This window comes from Pseudoalteromonas rubra (genome assembly GCF_001482385.1).
In the GTDB taxonomy this organism is placed as follows: domain Bacteria; phylum Pseudomonadota; class Gammaproteobacteria; order Enterobacterales; family Alteromonadaceae; genus Pseudoalteromonas; species Pseudoalteromonas ardens.
The window spans coordinates 1,552,847-1,575,942 of sequence record NZ_CP013611.1 but is presented as its reverse complement, the minus strand read 5'-3'; the positions used below and the strand labels follow the sequence as shown (position 1 = coordinate 1,575,942).

The following is a 23,096-nucleotide window of genomic DNA, read 5'->3' as shown; positions in this document are numbered from 1 at the left end:
TGCTGATCAAACATGTCTGAGTTGACAGCAGTTCAGCGCGAAGGCTGAACTGCTGATAGTCACTTATAAATGAATAATGTTGTCTGCATTTCCATCTGGATCACCAGATGCACGTCCATCAGTTCTGGGGTTGCCATTGTTCATCATGATCACGGCACAGGCTGCAGGTGATGCCATGGATGTGCCCGACATGGTTGTCGTGCCACCGCCGCTGCGTGTTGACAAAATACTGACGCCCGGAGCCGCGTAGTCAACAGGTGGGTTACCATAATTCGAGAAGCTGGCGAAGCGGTCATTGGCATCCGTCGCTGAGATGGTATATACGCGTGGATGCGAAGCGCTGGCAGGTGAGACGTTGCTGGCATGCTGGCTTTCATTACCTGCTGCAATCACAAAGAAAGCACCAGACTGCTGAGCTGCACTTTCTACGGCATCATTCAGCTCCTGGTTAAAGCCACCACCGAGACTCATATTGACACAATCTCCCGGTGATGCATTGGCTGCGACATGGTCAATACCTGCCAATACGCCCGACCAGCTGCCAGAGCCGCGGGAGTCGAGTACTTTCACCGGAATAACGGTGGCCCCAGCCGCGACTCCAACCACATCCAGGCTATTATCCAGCGCTGCAATGGTGCCTGCAACATGGGTACCGTGACCATTAGCATCATCAACGCCGGCATTCTTGCCTTTGTTAAAGGCGCTGAAGCCCCGGCTGCTGTCAACATTCAGGTCGGCATGATCAACATCAATGCCGGTATCTATAACCCAGGCTGTATAACCGCTGCCATCAATCGGGCCACCAACGCGGCTGACACTCCACGGAATAGTTTGGTTTTGCGTGCCGCCGCCGGGTTTGCCAAGTTTTTTTGCCGGGCTGGCATACACTGCACCGTCTGGCGTAAAGCGCATAGTGGCCGATTCTGCGGCAAACATGGTGCGTGCCTGCTCGCAGCTCATATTAACTGCCATGCCTTTCATTGCATGTTTATAGATGTGTTTTGCTTGTGCGTTTGCACGTGCCAGCAACCCTCTGGCTTTGCCCTCAACATCCAGCTTTTCTGTCTTGTCGTCGAATCTGACGATACAGGTGTTGTTAATCGTCAGCTCAGCGGCTGCACCCTGGTAGTCGGGTTCTGACGCCGCCGCAGCGGCACTGGATAGAGCACTTACAATCGATAAGCAAATTAAAGAATGTTTCATTCGTTTTTCCTGTTGTCATAAAAGTAATTGTTCTTATTTGGTTAACCCGGTGTGTCGAGTTGTTTTAAAAGTTAGTTTTAAATGAATGAAAGTCAAACGGTTTGGATAAAAAAACTTATCTGGTGTTATATGAGGTCTATAAAATGCTTAGTGTTAGTATTTATAGAAGTAATTATTCTTTCTTTTTCTGCTTAAAATTAAGGTACATGTACCTGAGTTTCGCTCCTTTCTATGAAATATCGTTGCGTAAATTATTGCACTCTCCTGAAATGACCAGTCCGATCTCCCGATAAAGCACTTTATTGAACGTGCAGCAGTTGTGTGTGCGTAAATTAATGAAGCGTAGAGGGCCGAAGGGGCCTCAGAAGGGGGGGCGTTTAGTTGCTCTTCTGAGACCTGGTGAAGTATTGATTACCACTGTGGGAGCACGTTTGAAGAAATTGAAGTCGGTTGCTGTTGCACTGATGTATGCACCCATCATGCGGGTGCACACGATTAACGCCTCAGATCTAGCGCAAAGCGACTCTGGTATTTATGACGCATCAGCGTATTACCTTTATCTGAGCCAGTTATAGATCCTCGATAGTTGCTCTATCATCTTACCACAGGGTGACCACGTCATGCTAAACACACCACTGCGATGTACTCGGATTGGCTATTTTCAGAAAACACGCAAGTAGCAGGCGCATGGGGTGGGCGCACAAGCTTTACTTCGACGAGAAATTTTGCTGCTGAATGACAAATTTTTTTGTCGTAGATCAAGCTTTATCGGCTTATAGAAATGGGAATAAAGTGACTCATATGAAGTTTCATTATTTTTTGAACAGAATAAAACAGGGTCTCTTAGGAGTGGCTTTTGAAACCCTATGCAATGCTTAGGAGTATGGGGGGGATATTTTTATAATTTTGATTATATTGGATATTTTTTATTTTCCGATGAGTAATCCTACTTGTTTTTGAAATTTGTCCGGGGCGAATTTCTCTTGCTATGGTGACCTCAGTTAGCCTGCAAGGGTCAGATATGATGGTCAATCGTTGACCTGCGCTGCTCTGTTTAACCATTAACACTTTTTACTCGTTACTTTCTAAAAGGACATAACCATGAAAACCTTATCTTTGTCATTTGCTGCAGTCGCTTTGTTCAGTGCATTTGGTAGCCAGGCTACGGCTTATCAAAATGTGTTTGATACTGATGGATACGAGCGTTTGACTAACTACACCTCAGGCCCGGTAAGCTCAGCATTACTAACCGGTGAGTTTGCGCATAATTTTGAAGCGCAACTGGTTCTGCGCGGTGAAGGTGCTTACTGTGAATCTGCAAACCTGTATTCTGCAAATGACGGCCGTCATATTGTTAACCTGGGTGTGAAGACGATTGCGGATCGCAATACAGTTGAAATGGGTGTTGCTATTCCTGAAGCGACACTGACCGAAAAGAAAGTACTGCATGTCAGCTGTTATGATGCGGCGGGTGACTGGTACAAAGTACTGGTTAACGTACCGGGAGCGCCTGTAGTCGATTGGCAAATTGAGCTGACACCCGCTGGTGACTTCGTGAATCAGCCTTACTCATATGGCTATCACACGGCTTATCACATTAGCAGCCGCCTGGTCATTGATAACCAGAACAACGACGCGCGTTGTAGCATAGTAGCAGATCGTGGTGTGTCTTTGGGCTTATTCCATGGTGAAGATCGCAAGGGTCCATTCCATTCAGACGTTTTCACTCTGGACACTGTGGTAGATAACAAAGCTAAGAATCCAGTGCTATATCAAATTCTTGAGTGTGAAAACGCAGTAGGTAAGACTATGGCAGTGAAAGTCTTTAACCTGACAGATCCAAACAGCATCTACACCTATGAAGATCAGCTGATTGTAAAATAATACCACTTTGCTCCCCCCAAATGAGCAAACATAAAATGGATAGGTATCTAAAAAGGACTTGAATTGCGAACCTCACGCCGGGCTTAACTTAACTCGGCGTTTTTTTGTGTTTGGCGACGTTGCCAGTAGGGGGCATCGGGCCAGCGTTGCTCCTGGCCATAAAAATGCGCCCGATGAGACAGATAGCGCTGCCATATTGCGCCGATTTGCGTTTGATGCAAGCGGGCAATTTCAATTGTGGCACTGGGATCGGTCAGGCCATGGCCTGTCAGGCTATTGGTCAGCTGCATGGCGGTTGCCATGGCATTGAACATCCCCTGCGAAGACAAAGGATCGAAGCTACATGCCGCATCGCCCAAAGCGGCCCAGCGATGTCCTGCGGTTTGGGTCAGACAGGTGCTGTTGGCTGATACCACTCCATGCAGCTGCATGTTCCCTGATTGTTCAATCCCCTTTGGCAGCAGAGCTTTTAATCCTGCCTGTGAGCGCGCAAGGTGGCAAAACTGACTCAGGTCATGTTGCAGTCCTTTTTCGAGTAAGTCGCTGTCTGTTTGCAATGCCAGTACGCGACGCTGGGCGGGTAACTTGGCGCTATACCACCACCCTTGTGGGCTCGTATTAATGCATGCCAGTTGATTTTCCATGGCGCAATCCAGGCTGGCCCACAGCGCAATTTGCTTATCCAGTACTTTACGTTTGAGCCCGAGTTTGGTGGCAAACGCACTGTGACGTCCGGTTGCATCAATCACGAAGTGACAAGGTACCGCGATACTTTGCGCGCTGGCCTGAATTTGTGTTTGCGTAGCCAGGTGCAGTAGCCAACCATCGCTGCCAGGCTGAGCATCCAGCAACTTAGCAGGCCAGAGCGTCTCTATGCCCCGCGCAGTCACCTGCTCGCGTAACCAGTTTTCAAATCCGGCCCGGTTAAGCTGCCAGCCTGTTCCATCCGGGTTACTGAGCGTATCGTTGATAAGGCCATGTTCACTGCCCCAATGGCTTCGAATGCCATAGTTTGGTATATGCAGATCCTGGCGCTGTTCAAAAGCATGCAACAGCTCCAGGTTGCGAAGTACCCGCGCCGCAGCAGGCGGCAGGCACTCTCCAACCTTGTCGGGGCAGGCAGCTTGCTTATCAATCAAGAGTACCTGAAAGTGGCGACTCAGTGCCAGGGCGGCGATACAGCCCGCCACCCCGGCACCTATAATCGCAATTTGACAGTGTTTTACCTGTGTCATTGCGTTCGACCTTACTTAAAGTCTTTTGGGAAGTTCACCGCAAAGCGGCTGACCTTTTCGATGACCCCGAGATCGACCCGAGAACGCGAGGTTGCCATCACCGGTTGAGCCGGATCGCGGCCATCCGGGCTGGGTACCAGATTAGCAGCAATCTCAGCAATGGTTTGTAGCTTGCCCAGTTCGGTGATTTCGGCCTCGCTGGCCAGCCCCTCGCGATGATCTTCAGCCGTGATACCGACTTGCATGCTGGCGGGCAGTTCGACGTCGTCGGTTGCGCCCGGACGACCCTGTACCACAGCGAGCTTGTCGAAGTTTTTGATCATGCTGTTGATCTGTGCGGTGTAGGTGGCCGGCTGACCATATAGCGGCAGGGCATCCAGCCAGTCACTGCGGTAATTGAATGCTTCGACGCGGGTCTGAGGATCCAGTGCCGGGTTGATTGCTGCTTCGTAGCGCGCGACATCCAGAATATTATTGGGTACCCGCGCTGGCCAGAAGGTAGGCAGATACGGGTCGTATTCTGGTGTGTAGCCGTCCCGGCAACTGGCTGTGTCGGTTTGCCAGGGGATCGCCATCCAGCGCGTGATACCACCGGCAACCTGGCCGCCCAGAATGGGACCCTGAGCCAGTGTAATGGTATCGCCATTGATCTGCGCACCATAATAGGTGGTGTCTTTACAGATCGCTTTGTCTGCATGCTTAATACGGAACGGCGCTGAATACATACCGGCCGTACGCATAGGCCAGGTCATTTCACACCCCGGGTGGAAGGCATCAGCAAGACAAAAATCCAGTGCGCCACGGGTCAGCATATCGGGTTGCTCGGCAACCGGTACTTTGTCTATGTCATCGGGCTCAGCCGCATGCGGACAAATTGCCGGATCGATATAGTCGGCAGTAAAGTCGCCCTCAACCCACTGATCTAAGAAAGACAATTGCAGTGCTGATAACGTGGAGTGCTGTCGCTCAGAGCCCGCTGGCGGGATAGACAACGCATCGCCATAAAGCCAGGGCCACAGTTGCGCTGCCTGAGCACCAGGTTGTCCGTAGCGACGGAAATTGTTCGACAGCGTGCGACGCAGCTCTTTATAAGCCGGGGAGGGGTTACCGAGTTTGGCTTTCCATTCTTCGCTGGTGTAATTAAAGGGGGCTTTAAATCCAAACCCGGCGGCAAAACCCGCATTGACCCATTGCAAGTCGGTCATACGCTCGAAAATGGGCAAAATATCCTGCCTGAAAGAAGGACGAACCGGGCGGGTGAGCATACCGGCATTGACGGCCACTGAGCGCATTAAGTCCCACATGGTACGCACGGATTTTTGCATTGGCGCATAGTCAGGTGGGGCACACACCACCCAGGCCGGGTCAACTTGCAGCTTAACGCCCTCATATTCTACCTCGGCAGTGACCGGACCGTCGGAAATGTCGTCGTGCCAGCCTTCATTGTTGGCAAAGGTGATTGCGATATCGCCGTTGATATTACGTGATACACCATTGCCGCCCAGTACAATCAAACGACCCTGTTTATCGGATTTAAGCTCACCCAAATAGACTTCTTCTCCCATAAACTCGCCATGGAATTGCGGGCCTTTTTTCACTTTGGGCTTATCGAGCGTGTGGCTGCCGCCATCGATCAGCAAGCGGTTGCGATCGGCAACATTGGCGTTACGCAGCAGGCTGGGTGGCGCATCGGCCGCTTCCGGTACGTCCAGAGCCAGCTGAAATTCATACCAGGACGACTTTTGATTGGCCAAATGCACCTGCCAGCTGATTTTGGCATTGTCCATAGTTAGTTCTTTGACGGCCTTACCTGCGGCATTGAAGCCATAGATCCGGAATTCGGCCGCCTGACGTTTAAGCAGTCCTTTGCCATCACGATAGGCATCTTTTTCCAGCCGGGGTTTGGGGTTAGGCACTTGCGGGCCAATAAAGTATTCGTTACTGCCACCAACCCGCATCACACCAATGGGGGGATAAATGCCGGCACGCACAATACACGTGCTGTCTTCGTCTGTATTACCAGTAAACTTTGGCTCAATGGCATTGGGCTCATTCATTTGCTGACCATTGGCCTGGTGGCGGGTATCGGCACTGGCCTGATATACCACTTTTCGTGCCTGAGCGATGGAACCCAGAGGTTCATTGTCGGCCAGTGTTCGCCAGATATTGAAGGCGAGATTGCGACCAAACTCGGCCTGACCAATGGTGCAAATATCTTGTTGTGGCAGCGTTAGCGTGGCAACGGGCTCAAAAGGTGCCTGATCTTCCGGCCACACCACCATGGCGTTGTCCATCGGAAAGTCTTCTTCTGAGGCATTGGCTGGACGACGCTGAATTTCAAATACAAATTTGGCTTCACCCTGACGCAGGCGGATCTGTAGATCATCAGCCAGGTAATTATTGCCCTGTGCCGGCGCACCGCGATAGGTATCCACAGGGCGAATACGGTATTTCACGGCATTTTGCTCACCAAGTTTGAATGGCAGTATTGCCCAATAATGCGCACTCAGGCAGCTGGCTTCGACCTTGGTCATGGCATCAAGCACGGCGGCTGTTTTTGGGTGCTTTTTAAGATAAGCCGGATAATCGCGGTTGATGACACCGGCGGTGGTAAAGGCACACATTTGTGAGGCATCGCGGGCAAAAAAGCGATCGATGTTTTGCATGATAAAATCAACATTGTCGCTGTCGCCCAGCAACTTCTGGCCTTTCACGCCAAACAGTTTGATCCCAACACCTAAGGTGGTGTGCAGATCCGGGCTATCTGGTGTTGTATCGCTGGAAAAACGCACCACACAGTCGTAACTCGCGGGTTTGGCAAACACACCTTTCTGGAGGGCTTTATCGAGTTTTCCGTGTATTTCGAAGGTACCATAGGCGATGCCATGTTGCTTACGAAATACGGCCCGCTCTGCGGGTTTCTGACCGCGCTCTATACGGGTTTTTTGTCCCATTTCAACAAACATTTCTTTGAGGCGCTGAGTGGCCAGCTCAATAGGCTGGTAGTCATCGCCACCGGTCCAGCACTTGACCTTGTTGGCAGTAGGGGCATGTTTGGAGTTTTTATCCAGATACTTGGGGTTAACCAGTTCACCTTGTTGTTGCTTACTACGTTTTTTCTTATCGCTCATAACGGTTTCCGCTTATCTATGTTTCCTTGTCAGGTAACTGCAATGGCGCACAAACTCACTTGCCAGTTGACGCGTGAGCCACAGATACGCCGTTTACCTGTCCCGACCGGGCCTTACGATCCACGCCTGCCGGCTGAGAGTATAGCCGTGTTGCACCGGTCGGTATCTGCATAAACTCTAGACGCAAAGTCGTGTAATAACTATTACAAGCGGTTACGCGAGGGAGTAGGGTCCTCGGACAGGCCCGCAGAGCGGGCTTTTACATAACAGGATCAGGCTGGGTTGTGTGCTGTGACTTTAAAGGCGGGCGGCGCGATGGCAGGCTCCGGATGCAGTTCGTCCGACAGCTGCTCAAATGTCAGTTGCTGGCCTTGTATCGCGCCAATCAGATCTGCGGTAAAGGTCAGTGCAAAGGCAGAGGCAATGCATTTATGGGTGCCCCAGCCAAACGGCATATAGGGCGCGTCAGCAGAGGCATTTTCCCAGCGTGGCGGATAAAAGCGCTCGGGTTGCGGCCAGTTGTCCGGGTGGCGGTGCAGCACGTATGGGCAGACAGTAACTGTGTCCGTCTGCTTGATGTTCAGTTCCCCCAGGGTATGGGCTTTGCTGGGTGTGCGGGGCAGGTTCCAGGCGACGGGCCAGAGCCTCAAAGCTTCTTTGACAATCCAGGGGGCGGGGTGCAAAACGCCGCCTTCTTTGGCACAAAAATACAAAGACCAGGCCAGGGTAAACGCCATGGAACTGTTAATGGCAAAAAAGAAGGATAAAAAAATCTGTGCCAGCGCTTTGGGCGACTCGTTTTCCGGACTCGATGCCAGCAAGATGTCAATCACATCGCGGTTATTGCCCTGATACGGGCTTTGCTGGCGGCGTGCTTTAAATACTGCGCGCAGTGCCCGGTGCACCCGCATGCGGATAAAGGCGCGTCGCCATCCAGCCCCATGGGTTTTTTGACCACTGTAGAGAGAATAAATGAGCACCTGATCGAGCAGTTTACGTAGCTGGGGACTGCGCTGGTTATCGACTAAAAAGTCATAAAACGCATTGTACATCAGGTCATTGGCACTATCCGGCCAGCGCTGGCCAAGGTTTATCTGATGTTTGAATTGCTCAATTATCTTGCTCCGGCGCTGCTCATAGTAACGTTTGAGGCTGAGGATGGCGTCTTTGCCGATGGCAATTTGTACATCCCGGGTCGAAAACATCGCGCCGTTAACGCTAAAAAAATCGGATTGTTCGACATAATTGCCGTCGGGATTCCCCATCGCCTGTTTCGCGGAGTCAAAGTCAGTCACATAGTAATTATCCTGCTCAAACTCAATGTGTGCGGGACACTTGGACAGTGCCTGGTCCAGCGCCTGAAAAGGCTTGTTAAATTTTTCTTCGGTGTCTTCTAATCTCATGCCTGTTGCTCGCTAATGGTGCCCTCAAAACCGGATACAGAGGGGATGTTCATATTTTCAAACGCGAGCGCCGATGGACTCGTGAGGGTGATGTTGAGATCACACAATAACAGCTGACACAAGATGGCCAGCTGGTTGGTGCCCAGCTGCGCACCAACACAGGCGCGGGGGTTCCAGCCAAATGGCACATAGGTGTTGGGTTGCACGTTTGCCTGTTGCCAGCGCAGCGGATCGAACACATGAGGCTCGGGCCAGTACTGCTCGTTACGGTGCACAAAGTAGCTGCTGTTAAAAAAGGTATCGCCAGCCTGCACGGTCAATTTACCCACGCTAAACGGACAGCGTGCCTCACGAAATACAATCGGCACACTCCACATGCGCAGCGATTCTTTGATAAACCAGTGTAACTGCGGTGTGTGTTTAAAGGGCAGAGCGGGCACCTGAGTGGGTGCTGCGTTAAGTTCTGCGCGAAGCTTGTCTTGCCATTGGGGAGATTGCAGCAGCTGCGCAGCCATACAACTGGCGACGGCGCCGGGCGGGCCCGAAACCGCAGTGACCAGGGTCATCATGGCGTCCAGTGCTCTGTCGGTACCCAATGCAGCGTAGTTATCGACAATGCTTTGCAACAGGTCGAGCCTGGGCTCCTTGCTTTTGCGGCGTTTATGGATCGCCTTGCGGATCACCTGAGCCGCACGCAGGTTATACCAGAGCAAGGGATATTGTCTTAGTCGAGTGTGCGTTTCGGGTTTTAATAACACCTGGATCTGGGCGCGCATGTGGCGCGTTATCAGTGCCCGCTGTTGTGCGGTGAGATCGCAGATCATCACATCCAGGACAGAAAACGCAATACATTCCTGGATCAGCAGGTCCAGGTTAGCAGGCTTGCCAGCGACACTCAGTAAATGCGCCTTCATTGTCTGTTTGACCTGACTGAGCGCAGTCTGAGTGTCTAACTCTTTGAGGGTTTTAAGCCAGCCACTGCGAATATGCTGCCAGCTCATTGCCTGCTGACCGTTGTCTTGGGTATCAAACAGGGACTCCGGCAGGGTCATGTCTGCAAAGTTCAGCTGATTCGCCAGCCGGGCACTTTGTGGGTTAAAAAAGGCATAGCTCTGGTCGTCAACCTGATAATCTTCTTTTCCCTTACTGCAATCTTCTCTCATTGCCGTAATGTCAGGGCGCTCTTTGGGTATCATCATTGTTATTATTCGCTCTGTGGGTTGCCATTCAGGGGAGAGGTGGTGAAACAGCCCATGGGTTAGGTCATGGGCTGAAGAGCGGAATTAAATGTTGTTATACAACTTCCACAGATAGCGCTTTGACTGAGTGGCGGTGCGAAGGCCCAATGCGCGCATTACTTTTGTTTTAAGTGCTTTCATAGTTAAATTCCTTCTAGATTGCGGTTATTCAGGTCATATCAATCAGATATTATTGTACATAATCCAAAAATAACGCTTGGACTGAGAGGCCGATGTAGCGCGAACGCCCAGTGCGCGAAGCACCTTAGTTTTCAGTGTTTTCATAATCAATTCCTTCTAAGTTGTGGTTAGTCAGGCAATATCAATCAGATATTGTTGTACATAATCCAGAGGTAACGCTTGGACTGAGAAGGGGATGTTGCGCGAACGCCCAGTGCGCGAAGCACCTTATTTTTCAGTGTTTTCATAGTCAATTCCTTCTATTTCAATGATCAGATGTTGTTGTAGTGATGCCAGAAATACTTCGCTGAGGTGGAGGGTTTTGCACTGCGAACGCCGAGTGCACGTAGTAGCTTAGCTTTAATCGTTTTCATAACTAATTCCTTCTAACTTGTTGATTAGATGTTGTTATAGTAAGGCCATATATATTTCGTTGAAGCTGATGGCTTAGCACTGCGAACGCCGAGTGCACGTAGAAGCTTGGCTTTAATCGTTTTCATAACTAATTCCTTCTATTGTTTGTTGTTGCGAATAATAAGTCGCATTTCCACACTATTAACGAATTGTGAATATGTCAAGAATGTTTTTTGACCAAAAGATGGGATTTGAGTTAAACGCCTGATAATTTGGGGTGGGTTTACAATGGGAGGTAAATTGCACAGGTGGATGAAGAAACGGCGGTGGTTTTTTGATGATTCCGGGTATAAACATAGAGATACTCAATCGGTTTGCCAGCCGAATAACAAGGTGTAATTATATTTTATTTATACTTATTAGTTGGTTAGGTTTTTATTAAGGTTTGAGTAGGCTGAACGGTGCATCATAATAAAGTTCATCGTGCCTGCTTGCACCTCGCTATACGCGAGGTGACGAATTCAGGTTAACATGGTATATGCGCCAGGAGGCGATACTAACAGGTTAAAAAATGATGCATGGGTCCAGTTCAATTTATGATAGATGGTACAGATAGTAATTATAACTTTGGTCTGAGTTGTTCAATGATCTGAGCACCCACCCAATAGGGGCTGCCAACAACAGAGCGGCTGCCGTCTTCTCTTGTTTTAACATCTCCGCGCCAGAAGAACAGATATCTGCCATCCGGCGTTACTTTGGGACGTTGTTCGTAGAGCGGTGTGTTGATCTTGTTGCCCATATCAATCGCTTCTCCCCAGCTGCCATCTGGCTGTCGGAAGCTAATGTAGATGTCGGGTGTATCTTCGCCGTCTTGTTCCGCATCCCACATAAGGTATGATTCGTCTGGCGCTACAAAGGGGTGGGCGATGTACTTGCCTTTGTTTACTGCTTTGCTCATTTTTATCGGCGTTTCATACTTGCCGTCAACCCGCCGTGAATAGCTCAAATGCCCGCTGCCATCGTCAAAATCTAATACGTAAAAGTAAATGGTATCGGCAGCTGAGCGGGTGTAGCCAATGATGGGAATATCTTTGAGCGGTGCTATCTCTCTGAGCTCTGAAACGGGTGGGTTATATCGAGACTGATAGGCGCTCGCTTCACCAGCAGGGATAGTCTTCCAGTGCCAGCTGTCATTCGTGTATTGCATTGTCAGCAGCGTACTCTGGCCATACTTGCCACCAGAGCGGGTAAATGAAAGTTCTGTCATATTGGGTAAAAACAAGACTTCACTTTCAAGGTGCTCTTCTGTTGCAATCACGTCAGGTGCAAATGCTTTAGGCATCAGCCCCGGAGAGGGCTGACCGAGGTAAGGACCTTTGAATAGAGGCGTGTCTTCGTGTGCGTTGCTACTGTAGCTGGCTGTGAATACTGCAAGCAATAACGGCAATAATTGATTAACAGAGTGCATTGAGGGTCCTTATGTTTCTGATTTTAGTTGGTTGGAATATGATAAAGTGGTCTCTACAGTAACGCGTTTGTTGTGTAGTGCCTGATTTTGCACTGACTTTTTGTTGATTTCATGCTGGCTGAGCGATGTTTTGGGCTATGGCTGGAAAGCTTACAGATGTGAACTCCATAACATTATTCAAGATCTTGAAAAATAATAAAATAATTTTTATTTTGATGGTTGGCGGTGATAAATATGGCTTTAATAACGCGTGCTGACCAATCACTGAATTAATCAAGTGGCTTGATCAGTTAAATTTCTCCGATGAGTCTTTTGAAGCGCAGCTCCAGCGCCAGTTCTCGAACACTGTATACAAGATCATGGATACGGCTGTACAAAATTGAAGCAGTAACCTCTTCTTCGCCTTCTAGGATTGATATGTAATAAATTGACGAGCGCCTGACGTTATGATCTGGATGATGCTGCGCAGACCAGCTAAATAATTCAATGGTCTCCTGGCCCTGTCCGGTCAACCACGCCAGTGTATAAGGAATACGCGTAGGGATAGCCTCTCTGGCTGTGGCGATGAGCACTTCGGCAAGTGCGTTTCGGGTTGAAGGGTAGTGAGGCGTTAAACTTTTGTCTGCCATGAATTGGTTTCTTTTTTAGGGTAACCACTTTGTTCATTATGCGTGTACTTGATTTGCACTGCCGCAAACGCTGACGCTATTTTGATACGTTGTGCTTTATCCGGGCGCGCAAACAAACGCAAAAACTCATTCAGGGTTTCACCGGTCATGATTGTTTTAAAATCTTCGAGTATGGGGTGTGGAGCTGGTCCAAGAGCCAGAGATAAATTTTAATGAGGCGGGCATAAAAAAACGCGACACCCTGGTCGCGTTTTTTACTGTGTGAGGTGTTGCTACTTTACCTCTTTACCCGCAGCTTGCTGATCAGCGTGATAGCTGGAGCGAACGAACGGACCACAGGCGGCATGGCTGAAGCCAATTTCTTCGGCGTATTCTTTCAGCGCATCGAACTCTGCGGGTGGCACATAGCGTTTGACCGGCAGGTGGTGCTTAGATGGTGCCAGGTATTGACCAACGGTCAGCATGTCGACGTTGTGCTCACGCAGGTCGCGCAGTACTTCTTCGATTTCTGGCATTTCTTCACCCAGACCGACCATCAGGCCAGACTTGGTTTTGACTTCCGGGTGTGCTTCTTTAAAACGACGTAATAGTTCCAGTGACCATTTGTAGTCAGCACCCGGGCGGGCCATTTTGTACAGGCGTGGTGCGGTTTCCAGGTTGTGGTTAAACACATCCGGCGGCGTCTCGGTTAAGATCTCCAGTGCGCGGTCCATCCGGCCACGGAAATCCGGTACCAGGATCTCAATGGTAATGCCCGGATTGTGTTTGCGGATCTCGCGAATACAGTCTGCAAAGTGCTGTGCACCGCCGTCACGCAAATCATCACGGTCAACCGAGGTGATTACCACGTATTTTAACTTCATGTCTTTGATAGTTAGTGCCAGTTTTTCCGGCTCTGCGGCATCTGGCTTCAGCGGGCGACCATGCGCGACGTCACAGAATGGACAACGACGGGTACAGATGGCACCCAAGATCATGAAGGTGGCAGTACCATGGTTAAAACACTCAGACAGGTTAGGGCACGAGGCTTCTTCACAGACGGAGTGCAGGCCATGTTTACGCATTGCCTGTTTAATGCCATCGATACGCTCGCTGGATTTAGGCAGACGGATCTTCAGCCAGTCCGGTTTACGGAGCATTTCATCGCGCTCGGTCGGCATTACTTTAACCGGGATCAACGCCATTTTTTCTGCGTCGCGGAGCTTTACCCCTGGCTCAATTTTCACTGGTTTACTCATTCGTTTTCAAACCCCTGGGTGTGTATAACCTGCTCGGCCGCGAGGCGCTTGAGCATATGTTCTACCAGGCCATTGCCCGCCTCGATAAGCGTAGCAGGGCCATTAAGTTGACTGGTTTGCACCATTTCCATGCCGGCATAGCCGCACGGGTTGATGCGTAAAAATGGACTCATATCCATGTTGACGTTTAGCGCCAGACCATGAAAAGAGCAACCTCGGCGGACCCGCAGTCCTAACGACGCGATTTTGGCATCATTGACATAGACGCCCGGCGCATCTGGCTTGGCATAGGCCTCAATGCCGTGCTCCTGAAGCATGTCGATGATGGTTTCTTCAAGCCAGGTTACCAGCTCGCGTACACCAATTTTTAGCCGGCGCAGATTAAACAGCACATACATCATTTGCTGGCCCGGCCCATGATAGGTTACCTGACCACCCCGATCGACTTTGACGACAGGAATGTCACCGGGCGCTAACAGGTGCTCAGCTTTGCCAGCCTGGCCCTGAGTAAATACCGGCTCGTGCTCAACCAGCCAAATCTCATCCGGGCTGTCATCATCACGGGTGTCGGTAAACGACTGCATTTTTTGCCAGATTGGCTCATAAGCCTGACGGCCCAGTTGACGAACTATGATACTGCGGTTGCTCATATCTCGCTTGCGCCTTATAGCACGTATCTGACGTCTGGCAGCGAGCCAATCTCAGTATAGATTTGCTCAATGTGCTCTTTTGACGTGACAGTGGCAACTAAAGTGACGGATTCGTAGTTGCCTTTGCTGCTAGGCTTGGTCTTTGGCGCATAGTCACCGGGTGCCAAAGTTTGCATCTTTGCCACAACCTGATCGGTCAGGTTGACGTTTGCCAGACCCATGATCTTGAAAGTAAACGGGCAAGGGAACTCTAAGTACTCGTCAAACTTAGTATTTTTTACAGGTGTTACCACAACGGTATCCTCACTACTTGGCTGGGTCTGAACAGACCCTGGCACACTACATATCTTGGCGGGCATTCTAGCATTTTTGCGGCAAAAAAAAACGCCTCCGGTGGGAGGCGTCCTGGATTATAAACCCACTAAAACCGGGGTTATTGCATGATCTGTAAACGTAAGTAGTCGTAAATCTTGCTGAAGAAGCTGCCTTCTTCCACTTCTTCAAGTGTAACCAGTGGGTATTGAGCGATGTCTTCCCCTTCCAGTTGCAAGAATAAAGTACCGACCTTGCTGCCTTTCGCCAGTGGCGCTTCGAGGGTTTTGTCCAGCTCGAAGTGGGCTTTGAGGTTTTTACGCTGACCACGTGGAATGGTGATCGGTGTATCCTGGGCAATACCCAGAGAAACCGTTTCTTTGTTACCCATCCAGATGCGCTGGTCGGCAAAGCTGTCGCCTGCTTTATAAGGCGTGATGGTTTCGAAGAAACGGAAACCGTAGTTCAGGAGCTTTTTACTCTCGACCTTACGGGCGCGTTCACTGGCTGTGCCCATGACAACGGCAATCAGACGCATATCACCTTTGGTCGCAGAAGTCACCAGGCTGTAGCCGGCTTCTGAGGTGTGACCGGTTTTAATTCCGTCGACGTCCAGGCTGGCATCCCACAGTAGCGAGTTACGGTTGTATTGCTTGATACCATTAAAGGTGAACGATTTCTCTTTGTAGATGGCATACTCTTCTGGCACGTCACGGATCAGTGCGGCACCCAGGGTCGCCATATCTCTTGGTGTGGTGAACTGCTCAGTGCTGTCCAGACCATGACTATTGGCAAAGTGCGAATTGCTCATCCCCAGTTTTTCGGCATGGGCGTTCATCAGATCGGTGAAGGCACTTTCACTGCCCGCGATATGCTCGGCCATGGCCACACAGGCATCGTTACCCGATTGGATGATTACGCCATAGTTCAAATCTTTAACGCTGACCTGTTTACCCACTTCGATGAACATCTTAGAAGATTCCGGGAAGTTCTTTGCCCACGCTTTTTCACTCACGGTAACCATGTCATCGTTGGAGATATTACCGGCTAACAGCTCAGTACCAATCACATAGCTGGTCATCATTTTGGTCAGACTGGCCGGTGCCAGTTTGGTGTCCGGGTTACCCTCGGCAATGACCTTACCTGTGGTAAAGTCGACCAGGAAATAGCCCTTAGCACTGACCTGAGGCGGCGACGGTAAGATCTGCGCGCTGGCCGAAAACAGGGTGAACGAACACACGGCACCCACTAAGTGTTTAATAAATTTAGGTTTGAAAACTGTCATTATGCTCGCTTTTTGGTTGTTGATCGGCATGTTTAAAGTCATTACTGAACATTTTAAAGTTCATGCTCAGTGTAAAGCAAGAAGGCGCGATTAAATTCCCCCTGGCGCAATGTCTCTAAGAGCTGCTGCGCCGTGTTATCGTCGGTGATCGGGCCTAATCTTAGCTTGTATAAGTTATCCTCAAAGGCAATGGGCGTGTCGAGCTGAAATTGCTGCGACAAAGTGCTGGCCAGCGCCTGTACATTTTCGATGTTGCTGGCAGCGGCCACCTGCACATAGGTAAGCCTGGGCGTATCGCGCGCTATGGTAATGGATTCAATCTTAACCTGTGCTGTACCCTGATGATGAAAGCCTAGTTTATAGGCGGCGGCATAGGATAAGTCAATCAGGCGGTCCTCGTGAAAAGGTCCACGGTCATTGACACGTACCACCGCGCTTTTACCATTCTCAATGTTGGTGACTCGCACAAAGCTCGGTAACGGCAGCGTTTTGTGCGCGGCTGTCATATCGAACATATTGAATACTTCACCATTCGAGGTGTAGTAGCCATGAAATTTTCGCCCGTACCAGGATGCGGTGCCTTCGGCCTGATAGCCTTTTTCATCCGACATAGGCGTGTAGTGCTTGCCCAAAACCTCGTAGGGGCGACCTGCGCTGACACTTTTGGCTTCGTCGGTCACCAGCGCATCTTGCATTTCCAGTTCGGTAGGCACACGCACAGGTGCTTTGTCCTGTTTCACATGATAGCGACTGCTACAGGCGCTTAATACAACAACAAAACCCAGTAGTGCGGCTTGTTTAAACGTCCTCTTGATCACTTCAATAACATCCTCTTATCTGTGGCTATCGACATGATAATGCCAAACCCGGCCATCAGGGTCACCATGGAGGTGCCGCCGTAACTGATCAGTGGCAATGGCACCCCGACGACAGGAAGCAGGCCCGAAACCATGCCGATATTAACAAAAATATATACGAAAAAGGTCAGTGTCAGTGCGCCGGCCAGCAGTTTACTAAAGGCATCTTGCGCATTCACGGCAACGTATAATCCGCGGCCAATAATAAACAGGTACAGGCTGAGTAAAATCACCACACCCGTCAGCCCGAATTCTTCACTTAACACGGAAAAAATGAAGTCAGTATGACGTTCGGGCAGAAACTCCAGCTGGGACTGCGTACCTTGAAGCCAGCCCTTGCCCTCAATGCCGCCTGAGCCAATGGCAATTTTAGACTGTATGATGTGATAGCCTGAGCCCAGCGGGTCACTTTCAGGGTCCAAAAAGGTCAGCACTCGCTGCTTTTGATAAGCATGCATACCAAAATGCCACAGGGCAAACCCGCCCGGAATGGCCAGCAGAACACCTGAGCCTATCAGCTTCCAGCTGAGTCCGCCGAGAAATAGCACAAAAATCCCCGAGCTGGCGATCAGGATTGAGGTGCCCAGGTCGGGCTGCTCTTTGATAAGCAAAGTTGGCACCAGCACCATGGCAAAGCCAACAATAATATGAATAAAGCGCGGCGGCATATGGTGGCGGCCGATATACCATGCAACCATCATAGGTACGGCGACTTTCATGATTTCGGACGGCTGAAAGCGGGTAATGCCCAGATCCAGCCAGCGCTGCGCACCTTTACTGCTGACCCCGACAAACAACACCGCAATGAGCATCAGCAGGCCGATGGTATACATGGGAAACACCAGCCTCTTTAAAGTGTTGGGAGACAGCTGTGCGACAATGAGCATAGCTGCAAAGGCAGCAAACATACGTTTGCTGTGGCGCACCACCATGTCCATGTCCTGGCCACTGGCACTGTAGACTATGGTGATACTGCCGAGCATCATCGCCAGCATGGCGAGCAGCAGCGGCAGGTCGATATGCAACCGTTGCCAGATAGTGCGTTGTTGATTCAACGGGCTCATTGTCCCTCCGTGTCACTGGGGTAGGTGGCAAAATAATAGTCCATCAGACGCCGGGCAATCGGGGCTGCAATGGCTGAACCACCGCCTTGGTTTTCGACCACAATGGCCACTACAATACGTGGATCGTTATAAGGGGCAAAGCCGGTATAAATGGCGTTGTCCCGGTGTCTTTCCTGTAACTTATCGGCATCGTATTTTTCGCCCTGAGCGATACTGACGATTTGCGCAGTGCCGGTTTTACCGGCTGGATCGTAGGTTGCGCCCTTGAATGCTTTGTGCGCCGTGCCTGTGGTTTTGTATACTGTGTTGTGCATCGCCTCCAGGGCAATTCGCCAGTGATCCGGGTTCTCTAACACCACGGGGGGCTTCTCATCGATGTACATTTGGGTAACTTCATTGTCATGACGGGCAACCTGTGCCAGATGCGGCGGTCTGTGTGCCCCCTTGTTAACCAAAATAGATACTGCGTTGGCGATTTGGATTGGGGTCGCGGTCCAGTAGCCCTGACCGATACCAACCGAAATGGTGTCGCCTGGCCACCAGTTTTCCCTGAAACGCTGACGCTTCCAGTCAGTGGTGGGCATAATGGCAGAGGTCTCTTCATGGATATCTATGCCTGATAAATCACCAAAGCCAAATTGGCTCATAAAGTTACTGATCTTGGTGATCCCCAGCTGGTAAGCAGTATGATAAAAATAGGTATCACACGATTCTTCGATGGCTTTATAGACGTCAACGTGACCATGTCCCCAGCGTTTCCAGTCACGCCAGCGATGGTCAACATTGGGGATCTGGAAAAAACCAGGATCCCAGAGTTTAGTTTGTTCTGTGACCAGCCCTTCTTCCAGAGCGAGAACGGCTAAATGTGGTTTAACTGTCGACGCCGGTGCATAGCGACCCTGCGTGACTCGGTTGATCAGGGGCCTGTCGGGGTTGAGTAATTCACGATATTTTTTACTGCTGATCCCGTGGACAAATAAGTTAGGGTCATAGCTGGGGTTAGAGTACATGGCCAGTACACCGCCATCTTTGGGGTCAAGCACAACAATGGCGCCACGCACACCTTCAAGCGCTTTCTGGGCGATTTGCTGCAGGCCAATATCCATAGTCAGGATTAGATCGTCACCGGGTTGTGGTGGCTCCACGCCCAGGGTACGAATGATACGGCCACGATTGTTGACTTCTACGCGTTGTGAGCCGACCACGCCGTGCAGACGAGACTCATAAAACTTCTCAATGCCCAGTTTGCCGATATCCCGGGTTGCGCGATAGTTGCTGGCATTGCCTTCTGACTCCAGCTCGGCGAGTTCTTTTTTATTCAGTTTGGCGACATACCCCAGCGCGTGAGTGAGGGTATCGCCATAAGGGTAATAGCGTGCCAGTCGGGCCTCAATACTGAAGCCGGGGAACTTGTGCTGATTTACGGAAAACGTGGCCACTTCTTGTTCATTCAGACGACCTTTCAGGATCTGACTTTTAAAGCGACGATTGTGACGAATGTCTTTACGAAATTCTTCGACCTGCTGATCGCTGATGTCGATAAGCTGACGTACCTGCGTGAGCGCGGCTTCGAGATCGTCCACGTCTTCGGGGATGACTTCCAGGTTATAAACCGGGCGGTTTTCGGCCAGAATGATGCCGTTGCGGTCGTAGATCAGCCCACGGTTTGGTGCGACCGGGATGACTTTGATGCGGTTATCGTTGGAGCGGGTCTGGTAGGTTTCGTGCTCTGTGACCTGTAACTTATACACGTTGTGTAGCAGCATACCTATCAGGGTAACCACGAAGACAAAGCCAATAAAGGCGCGACGCGCAAACAGGTTTGCTTCTGCGCTGTGATCGCGGATCGTCGGCCTGTGATTGAGCATAATGGCGATTATTCCCTGTGGTAAGGATGGTTGTTATTCAAACTCCAGCCTCGATAGAGGCTTTCTGCTACCACAATGCGCACCAGTGGGTGAGGTAGTGTCAGGTTGGACAGCGACCATTTTTGCTCTGCGGCGGCGATACATTCCGGCGCTAAGCCTTCTGGTCCGCCAATTAACAAACTGACATCGCGGCCATCAAGTTGCCACTTTTCCATATTGCTGGCGAGCTGGTGTGTGTCCCAGGGCTTACCCGTTACTTCCAGCGTCACGATACGATTCCCTTTGGGAATGGCTGCTAAGGTTTTTTCACCTTCTTGTTGCAAAATACGCTTGATGTCGGCGTTTTTGCCGCGTTTTCCCGCAGAAATTTCGATAAGCTCCAGCGGCATATCCTTGGGGAAACGCCGTTGGTATTCTTTGAAGCCAGTCTCTACCCAACCAGGCATTTTTGTACCGACTGCGATTAGCTGGATCTTCACATTAACCCCAGAGCTTCTCTAGGTCATAGAAGTCACGTGTCTGGTCTTGCATGACGTGAACAATTACATCGCCCAAATCAACCAGTACCCATTCACCTGTATCTTGACCTTCATGGCCTAACGGGGTTTCGCCTGCATGGCGGGCTTCTTTGGCCACATGGTCGGCAATCGACTGCACATGGCGCTTGGAGTTACCAGAGCAAATAACCATGTAATCGGTGACGGAAGAGGTATTTCTTACATCGAGGTGAACGATATCGCGGGCTTTCATGTCATCGACTTTGTCTAATGCAAAATCTAGTAATTGTTTTGAATCCAAATCTCTGTCTCTTTGCTACAAATAAGCGGCAATTGTAACACGGTTAGCAGGGGGGAACTCAAGTCTGTGACTGAGGTTGCCTATCTATCGCCGTTCGGGTTACGCGTTGTCGCTACTGCTTAGGTACAATTGATGTGCCTGAATATACTCTAGGACTGCATTATTCAGCCAAGGTTCAACAGCTTGACGCTGTTTTATCGCATTTCTGATGGTACTGGACGCAGCCTCAAATGGTTGACCGGGCAAAAAATAACACAGGCCAGCGGGCTGTGTGTTGAGTTGCTCGGGTTCGCTACAGCGTGCTTGTTTTAGGTAAGTCTGTAATGCCGCTGATGGGGCGAAGGCATCGCCTGGGCGCTGATACACCACAATATGACATAACGACACGATATCCTGCCAGCGATACCATTTGTCCAGGCTGTTAAACGAGTCCATGCCCATTAAAAACACCAGGGCCTGCTCGGGATACTCAGCTTTGAGTTCTTCCAGTGTGAGCAATGAATACGAGGGGGTATCCCGTTCGAGTTCTCTTTGGTCGATGGTGAATCTGGGGTCGTGCGCGGTGGCCAGATGTAACATGGCCAACCTGTCTTCGGTACTGATGGTTGGGCCCTGTTTGTGCACCGGTACAGCATTGGGGATTATACGCAGCTCGGAAAGTTCGAGCGCAGTCATGCATTGTGTGGCCATATTTATATGACCCAGGTGCACAGGATCAAAGGTGCCGCCGAACACTGCTATCATGCCAGCTCCTCGTAGGGCAGAGAAAAAGGCAGAGACTGGCAAAAGCTCAGGGCAATGTGTGCTAATGCCTGATATGGCGCAACCAGAATGTTACGTTTATAAGCGGAATCGAATTCGGCCAGCAGTACGAGTAATTGTTCCAGCTGCGCGGTGTTCAGTCGATCAAGCGCTTGCTGGGTACTTTGCTGTTGATTTTTCCACACATTGTGTTTTTTGAACGCATCCGGTGTCGGTGTGCCCGCTTGTATTAAGTGTTTAAGGTTGAGCAATAGCTGGGCCTGGTTGTGTAGCGTCCAGGCAATGCTGGCAGGCTCAACATTATCATGGGCCAGTTTATTTAACACTTTAATTAAAGTACGTGGGTTGCCACGCAATAGCCCTTCGTTTAAGTCAAAGATGTCAAACTTAGCCTGATTGAGCAGGCCGCTAAGCAGCTTTTCCTGATCGATGGGCGCATTTTTATACAGCAGAGATAGCTTTTCAAGCTCCTGATGGGTTGCCAGCAGGTTGCCTTCAGTCGCCTGCAGCAGGCTGCGTTTGGCATCATTGTTGAGGTTCAGCTTGAGCCGTTTGCACTCATCGTCGAGCCAGCGTTGCAAATGGTAGCCGGTGAGGGCATAACAGGGGACAAACAAACCTTGCTTATCCAGCGCTTTAAACCAGGCGCTACGCTGAATATCCTGCGAGGCCTTAGCTCCTTTGAGGATTAAAATCACATCCGGATTCGGGTTTGCTGCCAGCTCTTTTAAGATGGCCACGGCCTGGGTGGGTGGTTTCTGCTGATTAAGATCGAATTCAATCAGTGTCTGGGCGCTGAACAGCGACATACTGTTGTACTGATTGACCAGCTCCTGCCAGTCAAAGCCGGGCAGCAGGCTGAATTTTATCACTTCATCAAACCCCTGGCGTTTAGCGACCTGGCGTACGGAGGTAACGCACTGGGCTTCCTGGAAAGGTTCTTCACCAAAGATCAGATAAAACGGATGCAGGCCCTGTTTAAGCTGGCCTGCTAATTGATTGGCATAACAACGCATCAGAGTTGAGATAATTCGCGAATAATACGACGACTGGCAAGTTCACGTAACTCGCTGAGGATGATATCACGCTCCTGTGCTTTACCCAGGGCATTGTCAGGATCATCCTGATAGTTGCGGTACAGTTCAAATTCCTGTTCGACAGGTTCGAACCCAGGGCGCGTGAGGCGATAGCGAACGCTGTAGGCCAGCTCATATTGCGCCACCTGACCGTTTTTGAACAGGCTCAGTGTCTGGCGTTCAAGCGAGTCACGATACAAGTGTAGTTCCACGGCATCCTCGCCATTACCCAGCTTAGGGGAGGGCAACAGCTCAACCTGGGCGCGTCTCAGTGCCTGTTTCAGGTTTGAGTATAGCGCAGACTTACTATCGGCGCCGCTCAGGTACAGCACCCTGAGGTCATCAGGCAGGTAGGAGGCTTTCTTAAGCGCAAAGCCACATCCTGACAGCGCCACACAGGCAAACAACGCCAGCATGAAACCCTGCCAGCGCCTTGTCATACTGAATAAAGGGGTATTCAG

Annotated in this window: 22 protein-coding genes; 2 read left to right on the top strand and 20 right to left on the bottom strand. The window is 50.4% G+C overall.

The window, feature by feature from the left end; genetic code table 11:
* Positions 1–63 precede the first annotated feature (63 nt).
* On the bottom strand, positions 64–1,203 hold the full coding sequence (locus tag AT705_RS06960) for a S8 family serine peptidase (protein ID WP_058796040.1): 1,140 nt from the start codon (positions 1,201–1,203) through the stop codon (positions 64–66).
* Between the two features lie 431 nt (positions 1,204–1,634).
* Between AT705_RS06960 and AT705_RS25210 the strand changes: the two genes are divergently transcribed.
* Together AT705_RS25210 and AT705_RS06950 are read left to right on the top strand one after the other, a co-directional pair.
* Positions 1,635–1,778, top strand: coding sequence for a hypothetical protein (locus tag AT705_RS25210; protein ID WP_157576692.1), 144 nt, complete (start codon positions 1,635–1,637; stop codon positions 1,776–1,778).
* A gap of 526 nt (positions 1,779–2,304) precedes the next feature.
* A complete protein-coding gene (locus AT705_RS06950; protein ID WP_058796038.1) occupies positions 2,305–3,087 on the top strand; it encodes a hypothetical protein in 783 nt (260 codons plus the stop codon).
* A gap of 83 nt (positions 3,088–3,170) precedes the next feature.
* Here the strand turns inward: AT705_RS06950 and AT705_RS06945 are convergent, their stop codons facing one another.
* From AT705_RS06945 to AT705_RS06860, 19 genes are all read right to left on the bottom strand, one after another.
* Positions 3,171–4,322 (bottom strand): tryptophan 7-halogenase, encoded by a 1,152-nt coding sequence (locus tag AT705_RS06945; RefSeq protein ID WP_058796037.1) that lies wholly within the window; start codon positions 4,320–4,322, stop codon positions 3,171–3,173.
* An 11-nt stretch (positions 4,323–4,333) separates the two neighbouring features.
* Complete coding sequence (locus AT705_RS06940) at positions 4,334–7,453, bottom strand: LodA/GoxA family CTQ-dependent oxidase (protein ID WP_082668934.1); 3,120 nt, start codon at positions 7,451–7,453, stop codon at positions 4,334–4,336.
* 272 nt (positions 7,454–7,725) lie between these two features.
* Entirely contained in the window at positions 7,726–8,856 is a 1,131-nt protein-coding gene (locus AT705_RS06935; protein WP_058796036.1) for a cytochrome P450, read from the bottom strand.
* Positions 8,853–10,055: a cytochrome P450 gene (locus AT705_RS06930; RefSeq protein WP_058796035.1), complete on the bottom strand. Its 1,203-nt coding sequence runs from the start codon at positions 10,053–10,055 to the stop codon at positions 8,853–8,855. The genes AT705_RS06935 and AT705_RS06930 overlap by 4 nt, the downstream gene beginning before the upstream one ends.
* Positions 10,056–11,247: 1,192 nt before the next feature.
* Positions 11,248–12,096 (bottom strand): hypothetical protein, encoded by an 849-nt coding sequence (locus tag AT705_RS06925; RefSeq protein ID WP_058796034.1) that lies wholly within the window; start codon positions 12,094–12,096, stop codon positions 11,248–11,250.
* A 290-nt stretch (positions 12,097–12,386) separates the two neighbouring features.
* Entirely contained in the window at positions 12,387–12,725 is a 339-nt protein-coding gene (locus AT705_RS06920; RefSeq protein ID WP_058796033.1) for a hypothetical protein, read from the bottom strand.
* Positions 12,707–12,874 (bottom strand): hypothetical protein, encoded by a 168-nt coding sequence (locus tag AT705_RS25205; protein ID WP_157576690.1) that lies wholly within the window; start codon positions 12,872–12,874, stop codon positions 12,707–12,709. Before AT705_RS25205 ends, AT705_RS06920 begins: the two co-directional genes overlap by 19 nt.
* Positions 12,875–12,997: 123 nt before the next feature.
* Complete coding sequence (lipA, locus tag AT705_RS06915) at positions 12,998–13,963, bottom strand: lipoyl synthase (RefSeq protein ID WP_058796032.1); 966 nt, start codon at positions 13,961–13,963, stop codon at positions 12,998–13,000.
* Positions 13,960–14,613 carry a lipoyl(octanoyl) transferase LipB gene (gene lipB, locus AT705_RS06910; RefSeq protein WP_058796031.1) on the bottom strand — a complete coding sequence of 218 codons (654 nt, stop codon included), beginning with the start codon at positions 14,611–14,613 and terminating at the stop codon, positions 13,960–13,962. The genes lipA and lipB overlap by 4 nt, the downstream gene beginning before the upstream one ends.
* A 14-nt stretch (positions 14,614–14,627) precedes the next feature.
* Positions 14,628–14,906 carry a DUF493 family protein YbeD gene (ybeD, locus tag AT705_RS06905; RefSeq protein ID WP_040644649.1) on the bottom strand — a complete coding sequence of 93 codons (279 nt, stop codon included), beginning with the start codon at positions 14,904–14,906 and terminating at the stop codon, positions 14,628–14,630.
* 140 nt (positions 14,907–15,046) lie between these two features.
* Complete coding sequence (locus AT705_RS06900; protein WP_040644641.1) at positions 15,047–16,210, bottom strand: serine hydrolase; 1,164 nt, start codon at positions 16,208–16,210, stop codon at positions 15,047–15,049.
* Between the two features lie 53 nt (positions 16,211–16,263).
* Positions 16,264–17,025, bottom strand: coding sequence for a septal ring lytic transglycosylase RlpA family protein (locus AT705_RS06895; RefSeq protein ID WP_058797917.1), 762 nt, complete (start codon positions 17,023–17,025; stop codon positions 16,264–16,266).
* Positions 17,025–18,131 carry a rod shape-determining protein RodA gene (gene rodA, locus AT705_RS06890; protein ID WP_049865199.1) on the bottom strand — a complete coding sequence of 369 codons (1,107 nt, stop codon included), beginning with the start codon at positions 18,129–18,131 and terminating at the stop codon, positions 17,025–17,027. The genes AT705_RS06895 and rodA overlap by 1 nt, the downstream gene beginning before the upstream one ends.
* Positions 18,128–19,999, bottom strand: coding sequence for a penicillin-binding protein 2 (gene mrdA, locus AT705_RS06885; RefSeq protein WP_058796030.1), 1,872 nt, complete (start codon positions 19,997–19,999; stop codon positions 18,128–18,130). The genes rodA and mrdA overlap by 4 nt, the downstream gene beginning before the upstream one ends.
* A gap of 8 nt (positions 20,000–20,007) precedes the next feature.
* Positions 20,008–20,478 (bottom strand): 23S rRNA (pseudouridine(1915)-N(3))-methyltransferase RlmH, encoded by a 471-nt coding sequence (rlmH, locus tag AT705_RS06880; protein WP_049864985.1) that lies wholly within the window; start codon positions 20,476–20,478, stop codon positions 20,008–20,010.
* Between the two features lies 1 nt (position 20,479).
* Entirely contained in the window at positions 20,480–20,797 is a 318-nt protein-coding gene (rsfS, locus tag AT705_RS06875) for a ribosome silencing factor (protein ID WP_010382639.1), read from the bottom strand.
* A gap of 99 nt (positions 20,798–20,896) precedes the next feature.
* A complete protein-coding gene (gene nadD, locus AT705_RS06870) occupies positions 20,897–21,541 on the bottom strand; it encodes a nicotinate-nucleotide adenylyltransferase (RefSeq protein WP_058796029.1) in 645 nt (214 codons plus the stop codon).
* Complete coding sequence (gene holA / locus AT705_RS06865; protein ID WP_058796028.1) at positions 21,538–22,575, bottom strand: DNA polymerase III subunit delta; 1,038 nt, start codon at positions 22,573–22,575, stop codon at positions 21,538–21,540. The genes nadD and holA overlap by 4 nt, the downstream gene beginning before the upstream one ends.
* The gene (locus AT705_RS06860) at positions 22,575–23,075 is read right to left on the bottom strand and encodes an LPS-assembly lipoprotein LptE (protein WP_058797916.1); all 501 of its coding nucleotides are present in this window, start codon (positions 23,073–23,075) and stop codon (positions 22,575–22,577) included. Before AT705_RS06860 ends, holA begins: the two co-directional genes overlap by 1 nt.
* Positions 23,076–23,096 lie beyond the last annotated feature (21 nt).